This window comes from Streptomyces sp. NPDC008121, assembly GCF_042957155.1.
In the GTDB taxonomy this organism is placed as follows: domain Bacteria; phylum Actinomycetota; class Actinomycetes; order Streptomycetales; family Streptomycetaceae; genus Streptomyces.
This window is the reverse complement of the sequence record NZ_JBIBHT010000007.1, coordinates 136585-151171: the sequence shown is the minus strand read 5'-3', so window position 1 is coordinate 151171 and position 14587 is coordinate 136585. Positions and strand designations below refer to the sequence as shown.

11 protein-coding genes and 2 tRNA genes are annotated in these 14587 nt (G+C 73.9%); 10 read left to right on the top strand and 3 right to left on the bottom strand.

Going from position 1 to position 14587, the window contains the following annotated elements; all coding sequences use genetic code 11:
• Positions 1 to 88 precede the first annotated feature (88 nt).
• The 3 genes from ACFZBD_RS23400 (at position 89) to ACFZBD_RS23390 (ending at position 755) form a co-directional block, all read left to right on the top strand.
• A tRNA-Ala gene (locus tag ACFZBD_RS23400) sits at positions 89 to 161 on the top strand.
• A 165-nt stretch (positions 162 to 326) separates the two neighbouring features.
• Positions 327 to 518 carry a hypothetical protein gene (locus ACFZBD_RS23395; RefSeq protein WP_391142583.1) on the top strand — a complete coding sequence of 64 codons (192 nt, stop codon included), beginning with the start codon at positions 327 to 329 and terminating at the stop codon, positions 516 to 518.
• Between the two features lie 3 nt (positions 519 to 521).
• The gene (locus ACFZBD_RS23390; RefSeq protein ID WP_391142581.1) at positions 522 to 755 is read left to right on the top strand and encodes a hypothetical protein; all 234 of its coding nucleotides are present in this window, start codon (positions 522 to 524) and stop codon (positions 753 to 755) included.
• Here ACFZBD_RS23390 and ACFZBD_RS23385 read toward each other — a convergent pair.
• Entirely contained in the window at positions 724 to 1941 is a 1218-nt protein-coding gene (locus tag ACFZBD_RS23385; RefSeq protein ID WP_391142579.1) for a glycosyltransferase 87 family protein, read from the bottom strand. The two genes, ACFZBD_RS23390 and ACFZBD_RS23385, sit on opposite strands and share 32 nt — an antisense overlap.
• A gap of 121 nt (positions 1942 to 2062) precedes the next feature.
• Between ACFZBD_RS23385 and ACFZBD_RS23380 the strand changes: the two genes are divergently transcribed.
• Positions 2063 to 2135: transfer RNA gene (locus ACFZBD_RS23380), tRNA-Ala, on the top strand.
• A 124-nt stretch (positions 2136 to 2259) separates the two neighbouring features.
• Here ACFZBD_RS23380 and ACFZBD_RS23375 read toward each other — a convergent pair.
• Both ACFZBD_RS23375 and ACFZBD_RS23370 read right to left on the bottom strand, forming a co-directional pair.
• Positions 2260 to 3837 carry a ferredoxin gene (locus ACFZBD_RS23375; RefSeq protein ID WP_391142577.1) on the bottom strand — a complete coding sequence of 526 codons (1578 nt, stop codon included), beginning with the start codon at positions 3835 to 3837 and terminating at the stop codon, positions 2260 to 2262.
• Positions 3834 to 5105 carry a hypothetical protein gene (locus tag ACFZBD_RS23370; protein ID WP_391142575.1) on the bottom strand — a complete coding sequence of 424 codons (1272 nt, stop codon included), beginning with the start codon at positions 5103 to 5105 and terminating at the stop codon, positions 3834 to 3836. The genes ACFZBD_RS23375 and ACFZBD_RS23370 overlap by 4 nt, the downstream gene beginning before the upstream one ends.
• Before the next feature lie 594 nt (positions 5106 to 5699).
• On the opposite strand from ACFZBD_RS23370, the gene leuS reads away from it, so the two are divergent.
• The 6 genes from leuS (at position 5700) to ACFZBD_RS23340 (ending at position 14563) form a co-directional block, all read left to right on the top strand.
• On the top strand, positions 5700 to 8588 hold the full coding sequence (gene leuS / locus ACFZBD_RS23365) for a leucine--tRNA ligase (RefSeq protein ID WP_391142573.1): 2889 nt from the start codon (positions 5700 to 5702) through the stop codon (positions 8586 to 8588).
• 166 nt (positions 8589 to 8754) lie between these two features.
• Positions 8755 to 9585 (top strand): hypothetical protein, encoded by an 831-nt coding sequence (locus ACFZBD_RS23360; RefSeq protein ID WP_391142571.1) that lies wholly within the window; start codon positions 8755 to 8757, stop codon positions 9583 to 9585.
• Positions 9586 to 9787: 202 nt separating this feature from the next.
• On the top strand, positions 9788 to 10633 hold the full coding sequence (locus ACFZBD_RS23355) for a DegV family protein (protein WP_391142569.1): 846 nt from the start codon (positions 9788 to 9790) through the stop codon (positions 10631 to 10633).
• A gap of 150 nt (positions 10634 to 10783) precedes the next feature.
• Positions 10784 to 10951 carry a hypothetical protein gene (locus tag ACFZBD_RS23350; protein ID WP_391142567.1) on the top strand — a complete coding sequence of 56 codons (168 nt, stop codon included), beginning with the start codon at positions 10784 to 10786 and terminating at the stop codon, positions 10949 to 10951.
• Between the two features lie 208 nt (positions 10952 to 11159).
• On the top strand, positions 11160 to 12017 hold the full coding sequence (locus ACFZBD_RS23345; protein WP_391142566.1) for a helix-hairpin-helix domain-containing protein: 858 nt from the start codon (positions 11160 to 11162) through the stop codon (positions 12015 to 12017).
• The gene (locus tag ACFZBD_RS23340) at positions 12014 to 14563 is read left to right on the top strand and encodes a ComEC/Rec2 family competence protein (protein ID WP_391142564.1); all 2550 of its coding nucleotides are present in this window, start codon (positions 12014 to 12016) and stop codon (positions 14561 to 14563) included. Before ACFZBD_RS23345 ends, ACFZBD_RS23340 begins: the two co-directional genes overlap by 4 nt.
• Positions 14564 to 14587 lie beyond the last annotated feature (24 nt).

Below are 14587 nucleotides of genomic sequence, written 5' to 3'. Positions count from 1 at the left end.
CCGGACCGGCCCGGAAGCGGATTTCACTTTCCGGCAGGTCACAGGCTAAAGTTCTTCTTGTTCGCAGCGCGGAGCGCGAAGAACACGAGGGGCTATAGCTCAGTTGGTAGAGCGCCTGCATGGCATGCAGGAGGTCAGGAGTTCAATTCTCCTTAGCTCCACAGACACCGGATCCCGTCCCCATCAGGGGGCGGGATTCGTCGTTCCGTACCCCCGTCTCCCTCTCCCGCGCGCGCCCTCTCGCGAGCTCGCCGACCCCCTTGCGCGGCCATGGCAGAATCGGACGGCCGGAGGGGGACGACGGCCCGGACGGGAGGGAGCGTGCGATGGTCGCGAGCGGTGCCGAGGATGCCGAAGTCGACGGCGTCGCGGAGCCCGTCGAGGACCACAGCGGCGCCGACGGCGCCGGAGCACCCCTCGGCTGTCCCGCCTGCGGCTCCGCGCGGATCGCCCAAGTACTCGGTGACAACGGCGGAGTGTCCTATGTGTGCACGTCCTGCGGCCACAGCTGGAGCTGAGTGATGGGTGCCCACAGGCGGAAGTGCGACTGGTGCGGCAGCGGTACGCCCATCGTGCGGGACATGGACCCGGTCAACGCCTCGTACCAGTACTGGTGCGAGGAGTGCGCGCGGGCGCTGATCATAAAAGGCGACCCGATCGAGACCTACCGCGAGCTGGAGGGCGAGCCGATCTACGGCCGGCTCCTCGACGAGCACTGCACCCTCAAGCGGTTCTACTCCTTCGCCACCGCCTGACGCCGTACCCCACGAACAGCGCCGTCACGGTCAGCGGATAGACGGCGGACAGCACCATCTGCACCGGATTCTGGTCCAGCTCGGGCCGCCCCGGGTCGTGCGGCACCCACCACAGCGCGAACGAGGCGAAGGCCAGGGCCACGGGCGCCAGGACCGGCCACGCCGGCCGCACCCGCTCCACGAGCAGGAGCAGCAGCGGAACGCACCACACCCAGTGGTGGGACCAGGAGATCGGGCTGATCATCAGCGCCGTCACCGCGCAGACCACCACGGCCAGCGCCTTGTCCCCGCGCAGCGCCGCCCGTACCGCGAGCACCATCGCCGCACCCCCCAGGACGGCGGCGGCGACCGCCCACCACATCCCCGGGTCGTCTGTGTGCATCACCCGCGCCAGGACCCCGCGCAACGACTGGTTGGCGGTCTCCTCGGCGAAGCCGACCCGGCCGCTCTCGAACAGCGTCCCCGTCCAGAAGCGCCACGAGTCGGACGGCAGGACCAGCGCGCCGACCAGGGTCGCTGTGAGGAACGTCGCGGTGGCCGTGGCGGCCGTGCGCAGCCACGGGTTCCACCCGCGCTCACGGCGCCACAGCAGCACCCCGGCGGCCAGCAGCAGCACCACGAACAGCCCGGGTGTGAGCTTCACCGCAGTGGCGAGACCGATCCCGACCCCGGCCCACCGGTGACCGGCGCGCCGGGTGACGTCCCACAACACCGCGACCGCGATCAGGAGATTGATCTGGCCGTACCGCAGCGTCGTCCACACCGGCTCGCACCAGACCACGACCGCGGCCACCCAGAACGTCCTGCGCCACAGCTCCTCACGCGTCAGAGCCGGGCGGACCAGCTGCAGCGAGAGCTGCACCAGGGCGACGACGAGGAGGAGGTTCCCCGCGGTGGTCAGCGTCCGCATCAGCGGCACGCCGACCAGCGTCAGCGGGACGAACAGCAGCCCGGCGAACGGCGGATAGGTCATGGCGAGGTTCGCCGAGGTGGCGCGCATCGCGTAGAGGTCGCCACCGGCCCGGACCGTCTCGCCCTCGGCGCGATAGACCATCACGTCGAGCATGTTCACGTGGGCGAGGCGCTGCGCCACCCAGAAGGCGACGAACGAGATCAGGCACACCGCGGCGGCGGTGGCGAGGGGCCACTGGCGGGCACGGGCTCGGATGAGGACGGACGCGGTCACAGAGGGGGACCCTACCCGCCGCTCTCGGACCCCCAGGGAAACGATTTGGTGATCCCACGGGAGGCCGGTTAATGTTCTGTCTGTCGCCGCGGGGGGAACCCGGAGCGCGGGCCGACAGCGAGGGGCTATAGCTCAGTTGGTAGAGCGCCTGCATGGCATGCAGGAGGTCAGGAGTTCAATTCTCCTTAGCTCCACAGAAGAGAAGCGGGTCATCCGAATCGGATGGCCCGCTTCTTCGTGTGCGGTCTCCGCTCTTCGTGTGCGGTCTCCGCGCGTACGGCGACGGCGGCCCGGGGGATCCCCCCGGGCCGCCACCGGTCAACCCCGGCCGGACCCCAGCGCCTTGCGGCCCGTCGCGGGCGGCAGGGCGGGCGCCTCGCGAGGGGGCGCCTCGATCCGCAGCGCCAGTGCCGGGCAGCGCCGTACGGCCCGCTGCGCGCGCTCCCGCAGGTGCATCGGCACCGAGGCGTCGGCGAACACCGGGAAACCGTCGGGGCCCAGCCTGATCAGCTCCGGCACGAGATCCGCGCACAGCCCGTGGCCCTGGCACAGCGTCCAGTCCACGGCCAGCTTCTCGCCGCTCGGAATCGACTCCTCCGCGTCCTGGTAGCCGGGCGAGGGCAACGGCAGCACCCCGACCGTCGGGCGGCCGCAGCCCCCGTCGAGGACATGGGCGGCCAGATCGTCCGTGAACGCCGACAGGGTCGAGGCGAAGAAGCGGGCCGAGCCGTCGGGGTGTTTGCACGCCCCGCGTCCCTTCACCGCCTGCGTCACCTCCCGCAGCGCCTCCAGCGCGGCCGGGCCCCCGCCGTTCAGCACGTCCGAAAGACCCCCGGCCGCCGCGGGCAGCCCGAGCCGGCACGGACCGCACTGGCCGGCCGTCTCCGCCGCCAGCCAGTTCGCCACGCGCAGCGACTCGCCCAGCGGACAGGTCTCGGGACCGATCGGCAGGATCGCCCCGGCGCCCAGGGCGCCGCCCACGGCCGCCATCGAGGCGCGCGAGACGACGGCGTTGTGGACGGCCGTCGAGTCGATCCAGTTGCCGTGGTACCCGCCCGTGAGCACGCCCTGCGGCACCTGCGGGGCCCCGGCCAGCATCAGCACGTACCGCAGCGGGACGCCCGTCGGGACCTCGACCACCATGGGGCGCGCGACGGCGCCGGACAGCGTCAGCAGGACGGTGCCGGGCTCGGTGTCCAGACCGGAGTGGCCGAAGCGGCGGGGCCCGATCCGGGCGGCGATCGCCAGCTGCGCGAACGTCTCCGCGTTGGACAGCAGCGTCGGCGCCCCGCCCACCCCCGACTCCGCCGCCCGCTCACGGCGGCCCTGCGGCAGCGCCGGGCCACCGCCGGCCGCGCGGATGACGGCGGACGCCTCGCCGGAGACCATCCGCTCCGGAGTCCGCACGACCCGCGCGCGGAGCGGCTGGCCCCGACGGTCCGACAGGCCTCGCTCGGCCAGCGCGGAACGGATCGATATCTCCGTGGAGTTACGGGTCACGGCGACGATCAGGGTCCGGGCGCCGAGGGCCTCGGCGGCCAGCAGGGCCCCGTCCAGGATCAGGTGCGGGGCCCGGTTGAGCAGCACCGTGTCCTTGCGGCAGGCCGGCTCCCCCTCGCTGCCGTTGACGACCACGACGGGCCGCACCCCCCGGCGGATCGCCGCCTTGGCGACCGCCCTGAGCTTGCGGCCGAAGGGGAAACCGGCGCCACCGCGCCCGTGCAGGGAGATGTCGTCCGCGAGCTGGGCCAGCCGCTCGCCGCCCATGGGCTCCAGCGGCCCGTGCACCTTGAGGTGCATGGACAGGTCGAGCCGCTCGACCAGGTCGAAGCCCTGGGTGAGCTGCGGCAGCCCGACCACGCGGACCTCGGGGACGTCGGGAAGCGGGATGTTCACAGGCGGTCCCCTCCCGGCGCCGTCCACGGCTCACCCGCCGGAGGCGGACTCGCGTAGGTCGGCGTCGGCATCGGCGGCGACGGCGTCGGCCAGTAGCCGGGGCGCTGGGCGGGATCGCGGAGTGGCAGATCGGGGACGACGGGAAGCTCCTCGGTCATCGGGACGCGTTCGGCGAGCGGGGCGCCGGACGCGCCGGGGTCGGATGCGCCCGGGTCGGGCGCCCCCGGGGCGGGGAAGGGACTGCGCGAGACCGCCCGGTAGGCGGCCGAGAATCCGGCGCCCCCGCGCGGCGGCGGCGCGGCCTCGTACGGCTCCGCCGCCTCGTAACGCGGTGGCGTCGCCTCGTAGCGGGGCGGCGCCGTCTCGAACAGCTCGGGCGTGGCCTCGTACAACTGCGGTACGGGCGGAGGGAGCGGTGTGTTCAACGGGGGGCGTGCGACGGGGCGGTCCAGCCACTCGGCGGACAGGGTGGGGGCCTCGTCACGGCTCTCCTCCCCGAAGCCTCGCTCCCGCTCGCCGGGGGACGCGGCGGCGGTGGACGAAGGGGAGGAGGGGGAGGACGCGGCCGGGCCGGTCGCCGCGTGCTGCCCGGCGGGCCGGGCGCGCCGGCGCCCTTCGACGGCGGCGAGGAGCGCGGCGAGCCGTTCGGCGAGTTCGCGCTGCGTGGGGGCGGGCAACAGCCGCAGCGAGAAGGCGGCGGCGACCGAGACCAGGGCCAGGCAGTACATGACGACGACCCAGGTGGCGGCCTGCCGGCCCGCGTAGAGGCCGTGGACCAGCGCGAAGCACCAGGCGGGGTAGGCCAGCATGTGGAGCGGACGCCAGCGGGCCGCGAACCGGCTCCGGCCGGCCAGGGTGCTCCGCAGGGCGCCGGTCGCGGCGACGATCACCATGAGCAGCCCGGCGAGCGAGCCGAAGCCGATGAGACCGGCCGCGCCGGTCATGCCGAGGCCGAACGGGATCAGCGCCCCGATCGGTTCGACGTGGCCGAGCGAGACCTTGACCGTGCCGTGCAGCAGCAGGAAGCCGAGGGAGGCGACGGCGGTGGCGCGGTGCACGCCCTGGGCGATCAGCCGGTGGCGGGTGGAGAGCAGCAGGCGGTCGCTGGCTATGAGACCCCAGACGATCGAGGCCGTCAGGGAGACCAGCGAGAGCACGCCGGTGGTGAAATCGAGCGCGGCGCGGAAAGCGTCGCTGCCGCCGATGGCGAGCAGCGGAATGATCACCAGTGCCGCGACCGAAAGTCCGCCCCGAACCGGCCGGCTCATACCGGTTCGCGTGACGGGAGTAGAACGGATCTTGCGATGAGGGTTCATGGGGGCGACTCCGGAATGGTGCGGATAAGCGGTCCCGTTGCCGCATGCTAAGTCGCTCCATACCAGGCAGTAGGTGGTTTGCTGGTTTACGGGGCGTTCGAAGGCCAACTGACTCTGGGGTTGCCCCGGATAGGGTCGTTACGCGGAGTAACTTGAGCCGCTTCCGTGGGCGGTGGGCCAGCCCGGCTCCCGTGTCCACGCCCGTGGCGCGCGCCGGGGAGGGGGTCGGACCGGCGCGGAGAGCGCCCGCCGGGGTGCGGAGCGCCGGTCCGGGAGGTGTCCGGCCGGGGTCCGGCCCGGGTGGGAACGCCGGTGCGGCCGGTGTTCGACCGGAGCGTGGAACGCCGGTGCGGGCCGCTCGGGCCCTGCGGTACCCTGACGCCATGCGTGCCGTACGCCTTCTGCTTAGCGAGCCGCGCTGATCAGTCCCGACGGATGAAAGATCCGGTCGGAATCGGCGCGGCGTCCCCTCCTGTGCGAGGGGCTTTTTCATTTCGCGCCATTGCGCGGCAGTCGGCAGAGACGATCGATGGAGCTTCAAGGATCATGAGCGAGATGAATTCGGCTGCCGAGACGGCGGCCCCGCATCGTTATACGGCGGTCATGGCCGCCGACATCGAGGCACGCTGGCAGGACTTCTGGGACGCCGAGGGCACCTACGAGGCGCCGAACCCCACCGGCGACCTGGCGGGCGACCCGGAGGTTGCCGCCCGCCCCAAGAAGTTCATCATGGACATGTTCCCGTACCCCTCGGGTGCGGGCCTGCACGTCGGCCACCCGCTGGGCTACATCGCCACCGATGTCTTCGCCCGCCACCAGCGCATGACCGGCCACAACGTGCTGCACACCCTGGGCTTCGACGCCTTCGGCCTGCCGGCGGAGCAGTACGCCGTGCAGACCGGCACGCACCCGCGCGTGTCCACCGAGGCCAACATGGAGAACATGAAGGTCCAGCTGCGCCGGCTGGGCCTGGGCCACGACAAGCGCCGGTCGTTCGCCACGATCGACCCCGAGTACTACAAGTGGACGCAGTGGATCTTCCTGCAGATCTTCAACTCCTGGTACGACCGGGAGGCCGGGAAGGCCCGCCCGATCGCCGAGCTGATCGAGCAGTTCGAGAACGGCACGCGTGAGGTCCCCGGCGCCCGCGAGACCGCCGGCTCCACGCGCGCGTGGAGCGAGCTGAGCGCCGCCGAGCGCTCCGACGTCCTGGGCGAGTACCGCCTGGCGTACGCCTCCGACGCGCCCGTCAACTGGTGCCCCGGCCTGGGCACCGTCCTGGCCAACGAGGAGGTCACCGCCGACGGCCGCTCCGAGCGCGGCAACTTCCCCGTCTTCAAGGCCAAGCTGCGCCAGTGGAACATGCGCATCACCGCCTACGCGGACCGCCTGCTGGACGACCTGGACGCGCTGGACTGGCCCGAGGCCATCAAGCTGCAGCAGCGGAACTGGATCGGCCGCTCCGAGGGCGCCCGCGTCGACTTCCCGGTCGGTGACGCCGGCGCCATCACCGTCTTCACCACCCGCCAGGACACCCTGTTCGGCGCCACCTACATGGTCCTGGCCCCCGAGCACGACCTGGTTGAGAAGATCGTCCCGGCCGCCTGGCCCGAGGGCACCCACGACGTGTGGACCGGCGGCCACGCCACCCCCGCCGAGGCCGTCGACGCCTACCGCAAGCAGGCCGCCTCCAAGTCCGACGTCGAACGCCAGGCCGAGGCCAAGGACAAGACCGGCGTCTTCACCGGCGCGTACGCCGTCAACCCGGTCAGCGGCGAGAAGGTCCCCGTCTTCATCGCCGACTACGTCCTGATGGGCTACGGCACCGGCGCGATCATGGCCGTCCCCGCGCACGACTCCCGGGACTTCGCCTTCGCGCGCGCCTTCGAGCTGCCGATGCGCTGCGTCGTCGAGCCGTCGGACGACCGCGGCACCGACCCCTCCACCTGGGACGACGCCTTCTCCTCGTACGAGGCGAAGCTGGTGAACTCGGCCGGCGCGGACGTCTCCCTGGACGGCCTGGGCGTCGTCGACGCCAAGGAGAGGATCACCGCCTGGCTGGCCGACCGCGGCATCGGCGAGGGCACCGTCAACTTCCGTCTGCGGGACTGGCTGTTCAGCCGCCAGCGCTACTGGGGCGAGCCCTTCCCGATCGTCTACGACGAGGACGGCGTCGCGCACTCGCTGCCCGAGTCGATGCTGCCGCTGGAGCTGCCGGAGGTCGAGGACTACTCCCCGCGCACCTTCGACCCGGACGACGCCGACACCCAGCCCGAGACGCCGCTGTCGCGCAACGAGGACTGGGTGTACGTCACCCTGGACCTGGGCGACGGCCCGAAGAAGTACCGCCGCGAGACCAACACCATGCCCAACTGGGCCGGTTCCTGCTGGTACGAGCTGCGCTACCTGGACCCGAACAACTCCGAGAAGCTGGTCGACCCGGCCATCGAGCAGTACTGGATGGGCCCGCGCGAGTCCATGCCGACCGGCGGCGTCGACCTGTACGTCGGCGGCGCCGAGCACGCCGTACTGCACCTGCTGTACGCGCGGTTCTGGTCCAAGGTGCTGTTCGACCTGGGGCACATCTCCTCCGCGGAGCCGTTCCACAAGCTGTACAACCAGGGCATGATCCAGGCCTTCGTCTACCGCGACGCGCGCGGGATCGCCGTCCCGGCGGCCGAGGTCGAGGAGCGTGACGGCGGCTTCTGGTACCACGGCGAGAAGGTCTCCCGCGTCCTGGGCAAGATGGGCAAGTCCCTGAAGAACGCCGTCACCCCGGACGAGATCTGCGCCGAGTACGGCGCCGACACCCTGCGCCTGTACGAGATGGCGATGGGCCCGCTGGACGTCTCCCGTCCCTGGGACACGCGCGCGGTGGTCGGCCAGTACCGGCTGCTGCAGCGGCTGTGGCGCAACATCGTCGACGAGTCGACCGGCGAGGTCACCGTCGTGGACAGCGCGCCCGACGAGGACACGCTGCGCGCCCTGCACAAGGCCATCGACGGCGTCTCGCAGGACATGGCGGGCATGCGCTTCAACACCGCCATCGCCAAGGTCACCGAGCTGAACAACCACCTGACGAAGGCGGGCGGCGCGGTCTCCCGCACGGTCGCCGAGCAGCTGGTGCTGCTGGTCGCCCCGCTGGCCCCGCACATCGCCGAGGAGCTGTGGCGCCGGCTGGGCCACACCGACTCGGTCGTCCACCAGGACTTCCCGGTCGCCGACCCGGCCTACGTCGTGGACGAGACGGTGACCTGCGTCGTCCAGATCAAGGGCAAGGTCAAGGCGCGCCTGGAGGTCTCGCCGTCGATCACCGACGCCGAGCTGGAGGCGCTGGCGCTGGGCGACGCGCACGTCGTCGCCGCGCTGGGCGGGGCGCAGATCCGCAAGGTCATCGTGCGTGCCCCGAAGCTGGTCAACATCGTGGCCGGCTGACCGGCCACCGCTGTCCGCGGTCGGCCGCGAGGCATGGGGGGCATCCCCTACGGGCAGGTTGGGGGTTCCGATGGAACCCTCGGCCTGCCCCTTCCGTTTACCGTGGAGGAACGACAGTCGAGGGAACTCGACAACCGAGGACTCGACCACCGCCGGAGGGGCGCCCATGGAAGCCGCGATTGTGATCATGGCGCTGCTCTTCTTCGCCTTCGTGGCGCTGGGGGTGTACGCCACCGTGAAGGTCGTGAAGGCCGCCAAGCGCGGCGTCGACCGGACGATCACGCAGGCCCGGCGCACGGTCGAGGACACGACGCTGCGCGCCAAGAGCTTCGGCCAGGTCGGCGTCGCCGGTGAGCTGGCCCAGCTGCGGCTGTCGCTGCGCACCTCGATGCGCGCCACGCAGGAGGCGCTGCGGGCCGGTGTCGCCGAGGACGCCTCGCTGAAGGAGACCCTCGACCTCTTCCACCGGCTCAGCGCCCACGGGCAGGAGCTGGACGGCGAGCTCAAGCGCCTGGAGCGGGAGCCGGACCGGGTGAGGGTGGCCGGACAGCTCACCGAGCTGCGCGAGCGCACGGAACAGATCACGCGGTCCGCGGACTCGCTGCGCTGGGCGGCCCGGGACCGGGCACAGAAGTTCGCCGAGGACGACCTGTCCTCGCTCAGCGCGCAGATCGACCTCGAGGCCGGGGCGCTGCGCCACTGGGCGGGCCCGGATGCGGGGACGGGCGCGGGTGCCGGGACGCACGGCCAGGGCCGCGACGCGGCCGACTTCTCGTGGCCCGAGGCGGGGACGGCCGGGCCGGAGGCCGAGCGGGAACAGGTGTGGCCCGCGGAAGCCGAAGCGGAGCACGGCAGTGCGGCACCCGGCGGGTCCGGGACGGCCGGCGCCGCCGGCCGGGAGCGGGGGCAGCAGCCGCCGCCCGCGATCACGGCGCGCGATCCCCGGCAGGCGGGCCATCCGTGGGAGAAGTCCGCCCGCCCGGAGACCACCACCTGACCTGCGGCGTCCCGGGGGAACGACCCTGGCGGCGCCTGGAGTTGACGGGGCCTTACGTGGCGGCAGGAGCGCGGAGGCCCGCTGCGGGGCGGCGCAGGCGGTCGCGGCGGGGCGATGCCGGGGCCCGTGGCGGGGCGACGCGGACGGACGACGACCGGGGCCGGGCTGCCTAGGGGCGCTCATGGCGGGTAACCTCCCGCTCATGTCCCGGCATGTCGCGATCGTCACCGATTCCACGGCCTACCTGCCACCCCAGACGATGGAGCGGCACGGCATCACAGCGGTCCCGCTGACGGTCGTCATCGGTGACCGGGCGCTCGAGGAGGGCACCGAGATCTCGGCGCGCTCCCTGGCTCAGGCCCTCCAGAAACGACGGTCGGTGACCACCTCGCGGCCCAGCCCCGAGGTCTTCGCGGCCACCTACCGCTCGCTGGCCGACTCCGGCGCGCGGAGCATCGTCTCGCTCCACCTCTCCGGCGAGTTCTCCGGGACGTACGACGCCGCCGTGCTGGCGGCCAGGGACGCCCCCGTGCCCGTACGGGTCGTGGACACCCGCATGGTGGGGATGGCGCTCGGCTTCTGCGCGCTGGCGGCGGCCGAGGTCGCGGAGGCGGGCGGCTCGCTCGACGAGGCCGTCGCGGCCGCCGAGAAACGGGCCGCCGGCACCTCCGCGTTCTTCTACGTCGACACCCTGGAGTACCTCCGCCGGGGAGGGCGCATCGGCGCCGCCCAGGCGCTGCTCGGCTCCGCGCTCGCCGTGAAACCGCTTCTCGAACTCGACGGCGGGCGCATCGAGCTGCGCGAGAAGGTGCGCACGGCGTCCAAGGCCATCGCCCGGCTGGAGGAGATCGCCGTGGAGCGGGCCGCGAACGGACCGGTGGATGTCGCCGTCCACCATCTCGCCGCCCCCGAGCGGGCCGCCGTTCTGGCCGACCGGCTGCGTGAGCGGCTGTCGGGCGTGGAGGATCTCCAGGTCAGCGAGGTGGGTGCGGTGATCGGCGCCCACACCGGACCGGGGCTTCTCGCCGTGGTGGTGTCGCCCCGCTGACGCGGCGCCGCTGATCCCCGGCGCCGCCCGCCCGTCCTTGATGGCCCGTCCCCGTTCACTCGTGTGAGTGGCTGAGTTATCCACAACCCGGGTGCTGTGCACCGGATTCGGGGCATCGCGGCACGGGGACCGCGACGTCCCTACCGTCTCGTGCATGGCTCTTCGCACATCTCTCGACTCACCTTCCGCAGCGGCGACGACTTCGGCGGCGACGGCTTCGGCTTCGGCTTCGGCGGCTTCGGCGACCGACGTGTCGGCCGCGTCCGCCGCCTCCACGCCGGTCTCCGCGTCCGCTCGGTCCTCGACCCCTGGGGCTAGGCCGGCGGCAACGACTGCGGCGGTGGCGCCGGGGGCGCCGCCTTCCGTGCCCGCGGGCGGGACACGGGTGAGGAGGTCCGGCGCGACCAGCGGTCCCGGGAGGGCGCCCGGGTCGGACGGCCGGGACCGGGGCGGCGGGCGCGGCTCTGCTCCCGGGCGAACCCGGCGGGCTCGCCGGAGGCACGCGCTCGCGGCGGCCGGCTCGGCCGTGCGGGACCGGGGCGACGCCCTCTTCCCGCCTGCCGACACCCCGCCTCCCGTCCAGCCGGTCGCGCCCGTCGAGCCGGTGGAGCCGGTGGAGCCGGTCGAGCCGGTACGGGAGCGGGCCGGGGCGGGGCGGTGGGAGCGGCTGGGGCTCGCGTGCCGGGAGCGGCTGCCGCTGTGGGTGCAGGCGAGGTGCGGCCTCGAACCGAGGACGCTGGCCGCCCTGGCGGTGGTGCTGGTGGTAGCCGCGGGGTTCGCCGGGCGGTATTTCTGGGTGGGGCGGCCCGAGGCGGTCCGCGCCCCGGAGATCGTGCGGGCCGCGCCGCCGCCCGAGAGCGGGGCGTCTTCCCGGGCGTCTTCCCTGGGCACAGCGCCGCCGCCGACGTCGGGGTCGCCCCCGACGGAGGTCGTGGTCGACGTCAGCGGCAAGGTGCTGCGCCCCGGGGTCCTGACCCTGCCGGGCGGATCGAGGGTGGCGGACGCCCTGCGGGCGGCCGGCGGAGTCCGGCCGGGGACGGACGTCACCGGCCTTAACCGGGCCCGGGTCCTCATGGACGGCGAGCAGGTCGTCGTCGGCCTCCCGGCGCCCCCGGGCCCCGGCGCCCCTGGGGGTTCGGCCGCGTACGGGGGCACGGGCGCGGGCGGTGGCGGGGCGGCGGGGACGCGGGCGATGCCCCTGAGCCTCAACACGGCGACCGTGGAACAGCTCGACACCCTGCCCGGCGTCGGTCCTGTGCTGGCGCAGCACATCATCGACCACCGCGCGGAACACGGCGGGTTCCGCTCGGTCGCCGAGCTGCGCGAGGTCAACGGCATCGGCGACCGTCGGTTCGCAGACCTCGAACCTCTGGTCCGGCCGTGAACCGGCAAGGGGAGGCGGCGGGCCCGGCCGGCCTGCGCGCCCCGGACCCTCCGGGCACTCCGGGAGGGGCGGCCTCCGACAGGACCCGTGACCGGCGCTTTCCCCATGACGAAGGGCCGGCCGATCTGCGGCTGGTGCCACCGGCGTTGGCGGCCTGGGGAGCGGCCGCGCTCGCCGTCGGTGCCCCCGGGTGGTGGGCGCTCGCCGGAGCGCTGACCTGTGTCGCGGGGGCGGTGGCGCTGCTGTGGACCGGTACGGGACGGCGGGGGCGGCGACAAGGGGCGTGGCGGCTCAGGGCCACGGCGGGGGCGGCGGCGCTGCTCTGCGCGGCGGCCGGAGCCGCGTCCGGAGGGCTGCACGCGGCGGATCTGACCCGCGGACCGGTGCCGGCTCTCGCGAGTGAGTACGCCCGGGTGAGTGCCGAGTTGACGGTCACCGCCGATCCGCGTCTCACCCGGCCCCGGGTCCGGGGCGACCACGCGGCTCCTCTCTCCGTTGTCCTGCCCGCGGAGGTGACCCGGATCGAGACAGCCGACCGGGCGGCGCACCGGACCAGGACACCGGTGCTCGTCATCGTCCCGGCGGGGGAGGGCCGGGAGCGGTGGCTGCGACTGCTGCCCTCCACCCGGCTGCGGGCCGAGGGCCGTCTCGCCCCGCCCGCCCGTCCGGGGGAGCCCATGACGGCGGTGCTGCGGATCGACGCGGCGGGCCCACCGCGGGTCACCGGCCCGCCCAGCGCCCCGCAGCGGACGGCGGGGAAGCTGCGTGCCGGTCTGCGACGGGCGACCGAGGGCCTCGGGCCGGACGCCCGGGCGCTGCTCCCGGGCCTGGTCGTCGGGGACACCTCGCGGATCGAGCCCGAGCTCAGCGACGCCTTCCAGGCCACGGACCTCACTCACCTCCTGGCGGTCTCCGGATCCAACCTGACCATCGTCCTGCTGCTCCTGATCGGCCGCCCGGGCAGCGCGCTGCGCGCGGAGCGCGGGGGGCTCGCGCCCCGGATCGGCCTCCCGCTGCGTGCCACGGCGCTGCTCGGCGGGGGCCTCACCCTGGCCTTCGTCATCGTCTGCCGGCCCGAACCGAGCGTGCTCCGGGCGGCGGCCTGTGGCCTGGTCGCGCTGCTGGCCATCGGCACCGGCCGGCGCAGATCACTCCTTCCGGCGCTCGCCGCGGCGGTCCTGCTGCTGGTGCTGTACGACCCGTGGCTGGGGCGGAGTTACGGCTTCCTGCTCTCCGTGCTCGCCACCGGGGCGTTGCTGACCCTCGCCCCGCGCTGGAGCGAGGCGCTGCGGCGGCGCGGGGTCCCGGGCCGCCTCGCGGAGGCACTGGCCGCGGCCCTGGCGGCCCAGGCGGTCTGCGCGCCCGTGGTGGCGGTCTTCGCCGCCCGGGTGAGCCTGGTCGCCATCCCGGCCAACCTCCTCGCGGAGCCGGCGGTGGCGCCCGCGACGGTGCTCGGGTTCGCCGTGCTCGCGCTGGCCCCGGTCTCCCCGTCGGTGGCGGAGCTGGTCGCGCGGGTGGCGGCCTGGCCCGCCGAATGGGTCGCGACCGTGGCCCGCGCGGGAGCGGCGCTGCCCGGCGCGGAGATGGAGTGGCCGGGCGGCTGGTGGGGAGGGCTGTTCCTGGCCGCCGTCGGCGCGATGGTGGTGCTCGGGGCGCGGAAGCTGCCGTACCGCCGGGGGATCGGGGCCGGGTGCGCCGTCCTGCTGCTCCTGGCGGTCGTCCGGCCGGCGCCGCTGACCCGGCTGGTCACCGGATGGCCGCCGCCGGACTGGGCGTTCGCGATGTGCCAGGTCGGGCAGGGGGACGCGACCGTTCTCGCGGCCGGTGGCGACACGGCCGTCGTGGTGGACGCCGGGCCCGACCCGGCGCTGGTGGACCGGTGCCTGCGCGACCTAGGAGTCCGCCGGGTCCCCCTGATCGTGCTCACGCACTTCCACGCCGACCATGTCGCCGGGCTGGCGGGCGTGTTGCGCGGCCGGTCCGTGGGGGCGATCCAGACGACGGGCCTCGACGAGCCGCCGGGCCAGGCCGCCGCCGTGCGCCGCACGGCCGCCGCGGCGGGCATCCCGCTCGTCCGGGCGACGCCCGGTGAGCGACGGCGCCTCGGGCCGTTGGAGTGGCAGGTGCTGTGGCCCAGGAGCGCGCCGGGTGCGGTGGGCGCGGAGGAGTCCGGGCCGAACGACGCCAGCGTCACGCTGCTGGTGCGGACGGCGGGCGGCCTGACCCTGCTCCTCCTGGGGGATCTCGAACCGCCCGCCCAGCGCGGCCTGGCCCGCGCCCGGCCGGACCTGCCCCGCGTCGACGTGCTCAAGGTCGCCCACCACGGCTCGGCGCACCAGGACCCCGGGCTGATACGGGCCGTCCGGCCGAGGCTCGCGCTGGTGTCGACGGGGAGCGGCAACCCGTACGGGCACCCCTCGCCCCGGACCGTGGACGCGCTGCGGGCCGGGGGAGCGAGGGTGCTCAGGACGGACCGGGACGGAGCGATCGCGGTCGCGGGGGCGGGCGCCGGCCTGCACGCCCTGCCGAGAGGGGATTCGATGTAAAGGAATGCTTGTAAAGGAGTCTTT

Coding starts and splice junctions, on each gene's coding strand:
- ACFZBD_RS23395 (WP_391142583.1), top strand. CDS start 327: ATGGTCGCGAGCGGTGCCGAGGATGCCGAAGTCGACGGCGTCGCGGAG.
- ACFZBD_RS23390 (WP_391142581.1), top strand. CDS start 522: ATGGGTGCCCACAGGCGGAAGTGCGACTGGTGCGGCAGCGGTACGCCC.
- ACFZBD_RS23370 (WP_391142575.1), bottom strand. CDS start 5,105: ATGAGCCGGCCGGTTCGGGGCGGACTTTCGGTCGCGGCACTGGTGATC.
- leuS (WP_391142573.1), top strand. CDS start 5,700: ATGAGCGAGATGAATTCGGCTGCCGAGACGGCGGCCCCGCATCGTTAT.
- ACFZBD_RS23360 (WP_391142571.1), top strand. CDS start 8,755: ATGGAAGCCGCGATTGTGATCATGGCGCTGCTCTTCTTCGCCTTCGTG.
- ACFZBD_RS23355 (WP_391142569.1), top strand. CDS start 9,788: ATGTCCCGGCATGTCGCGATCGTCACCGATTCCACGGCCTACCTGCCA.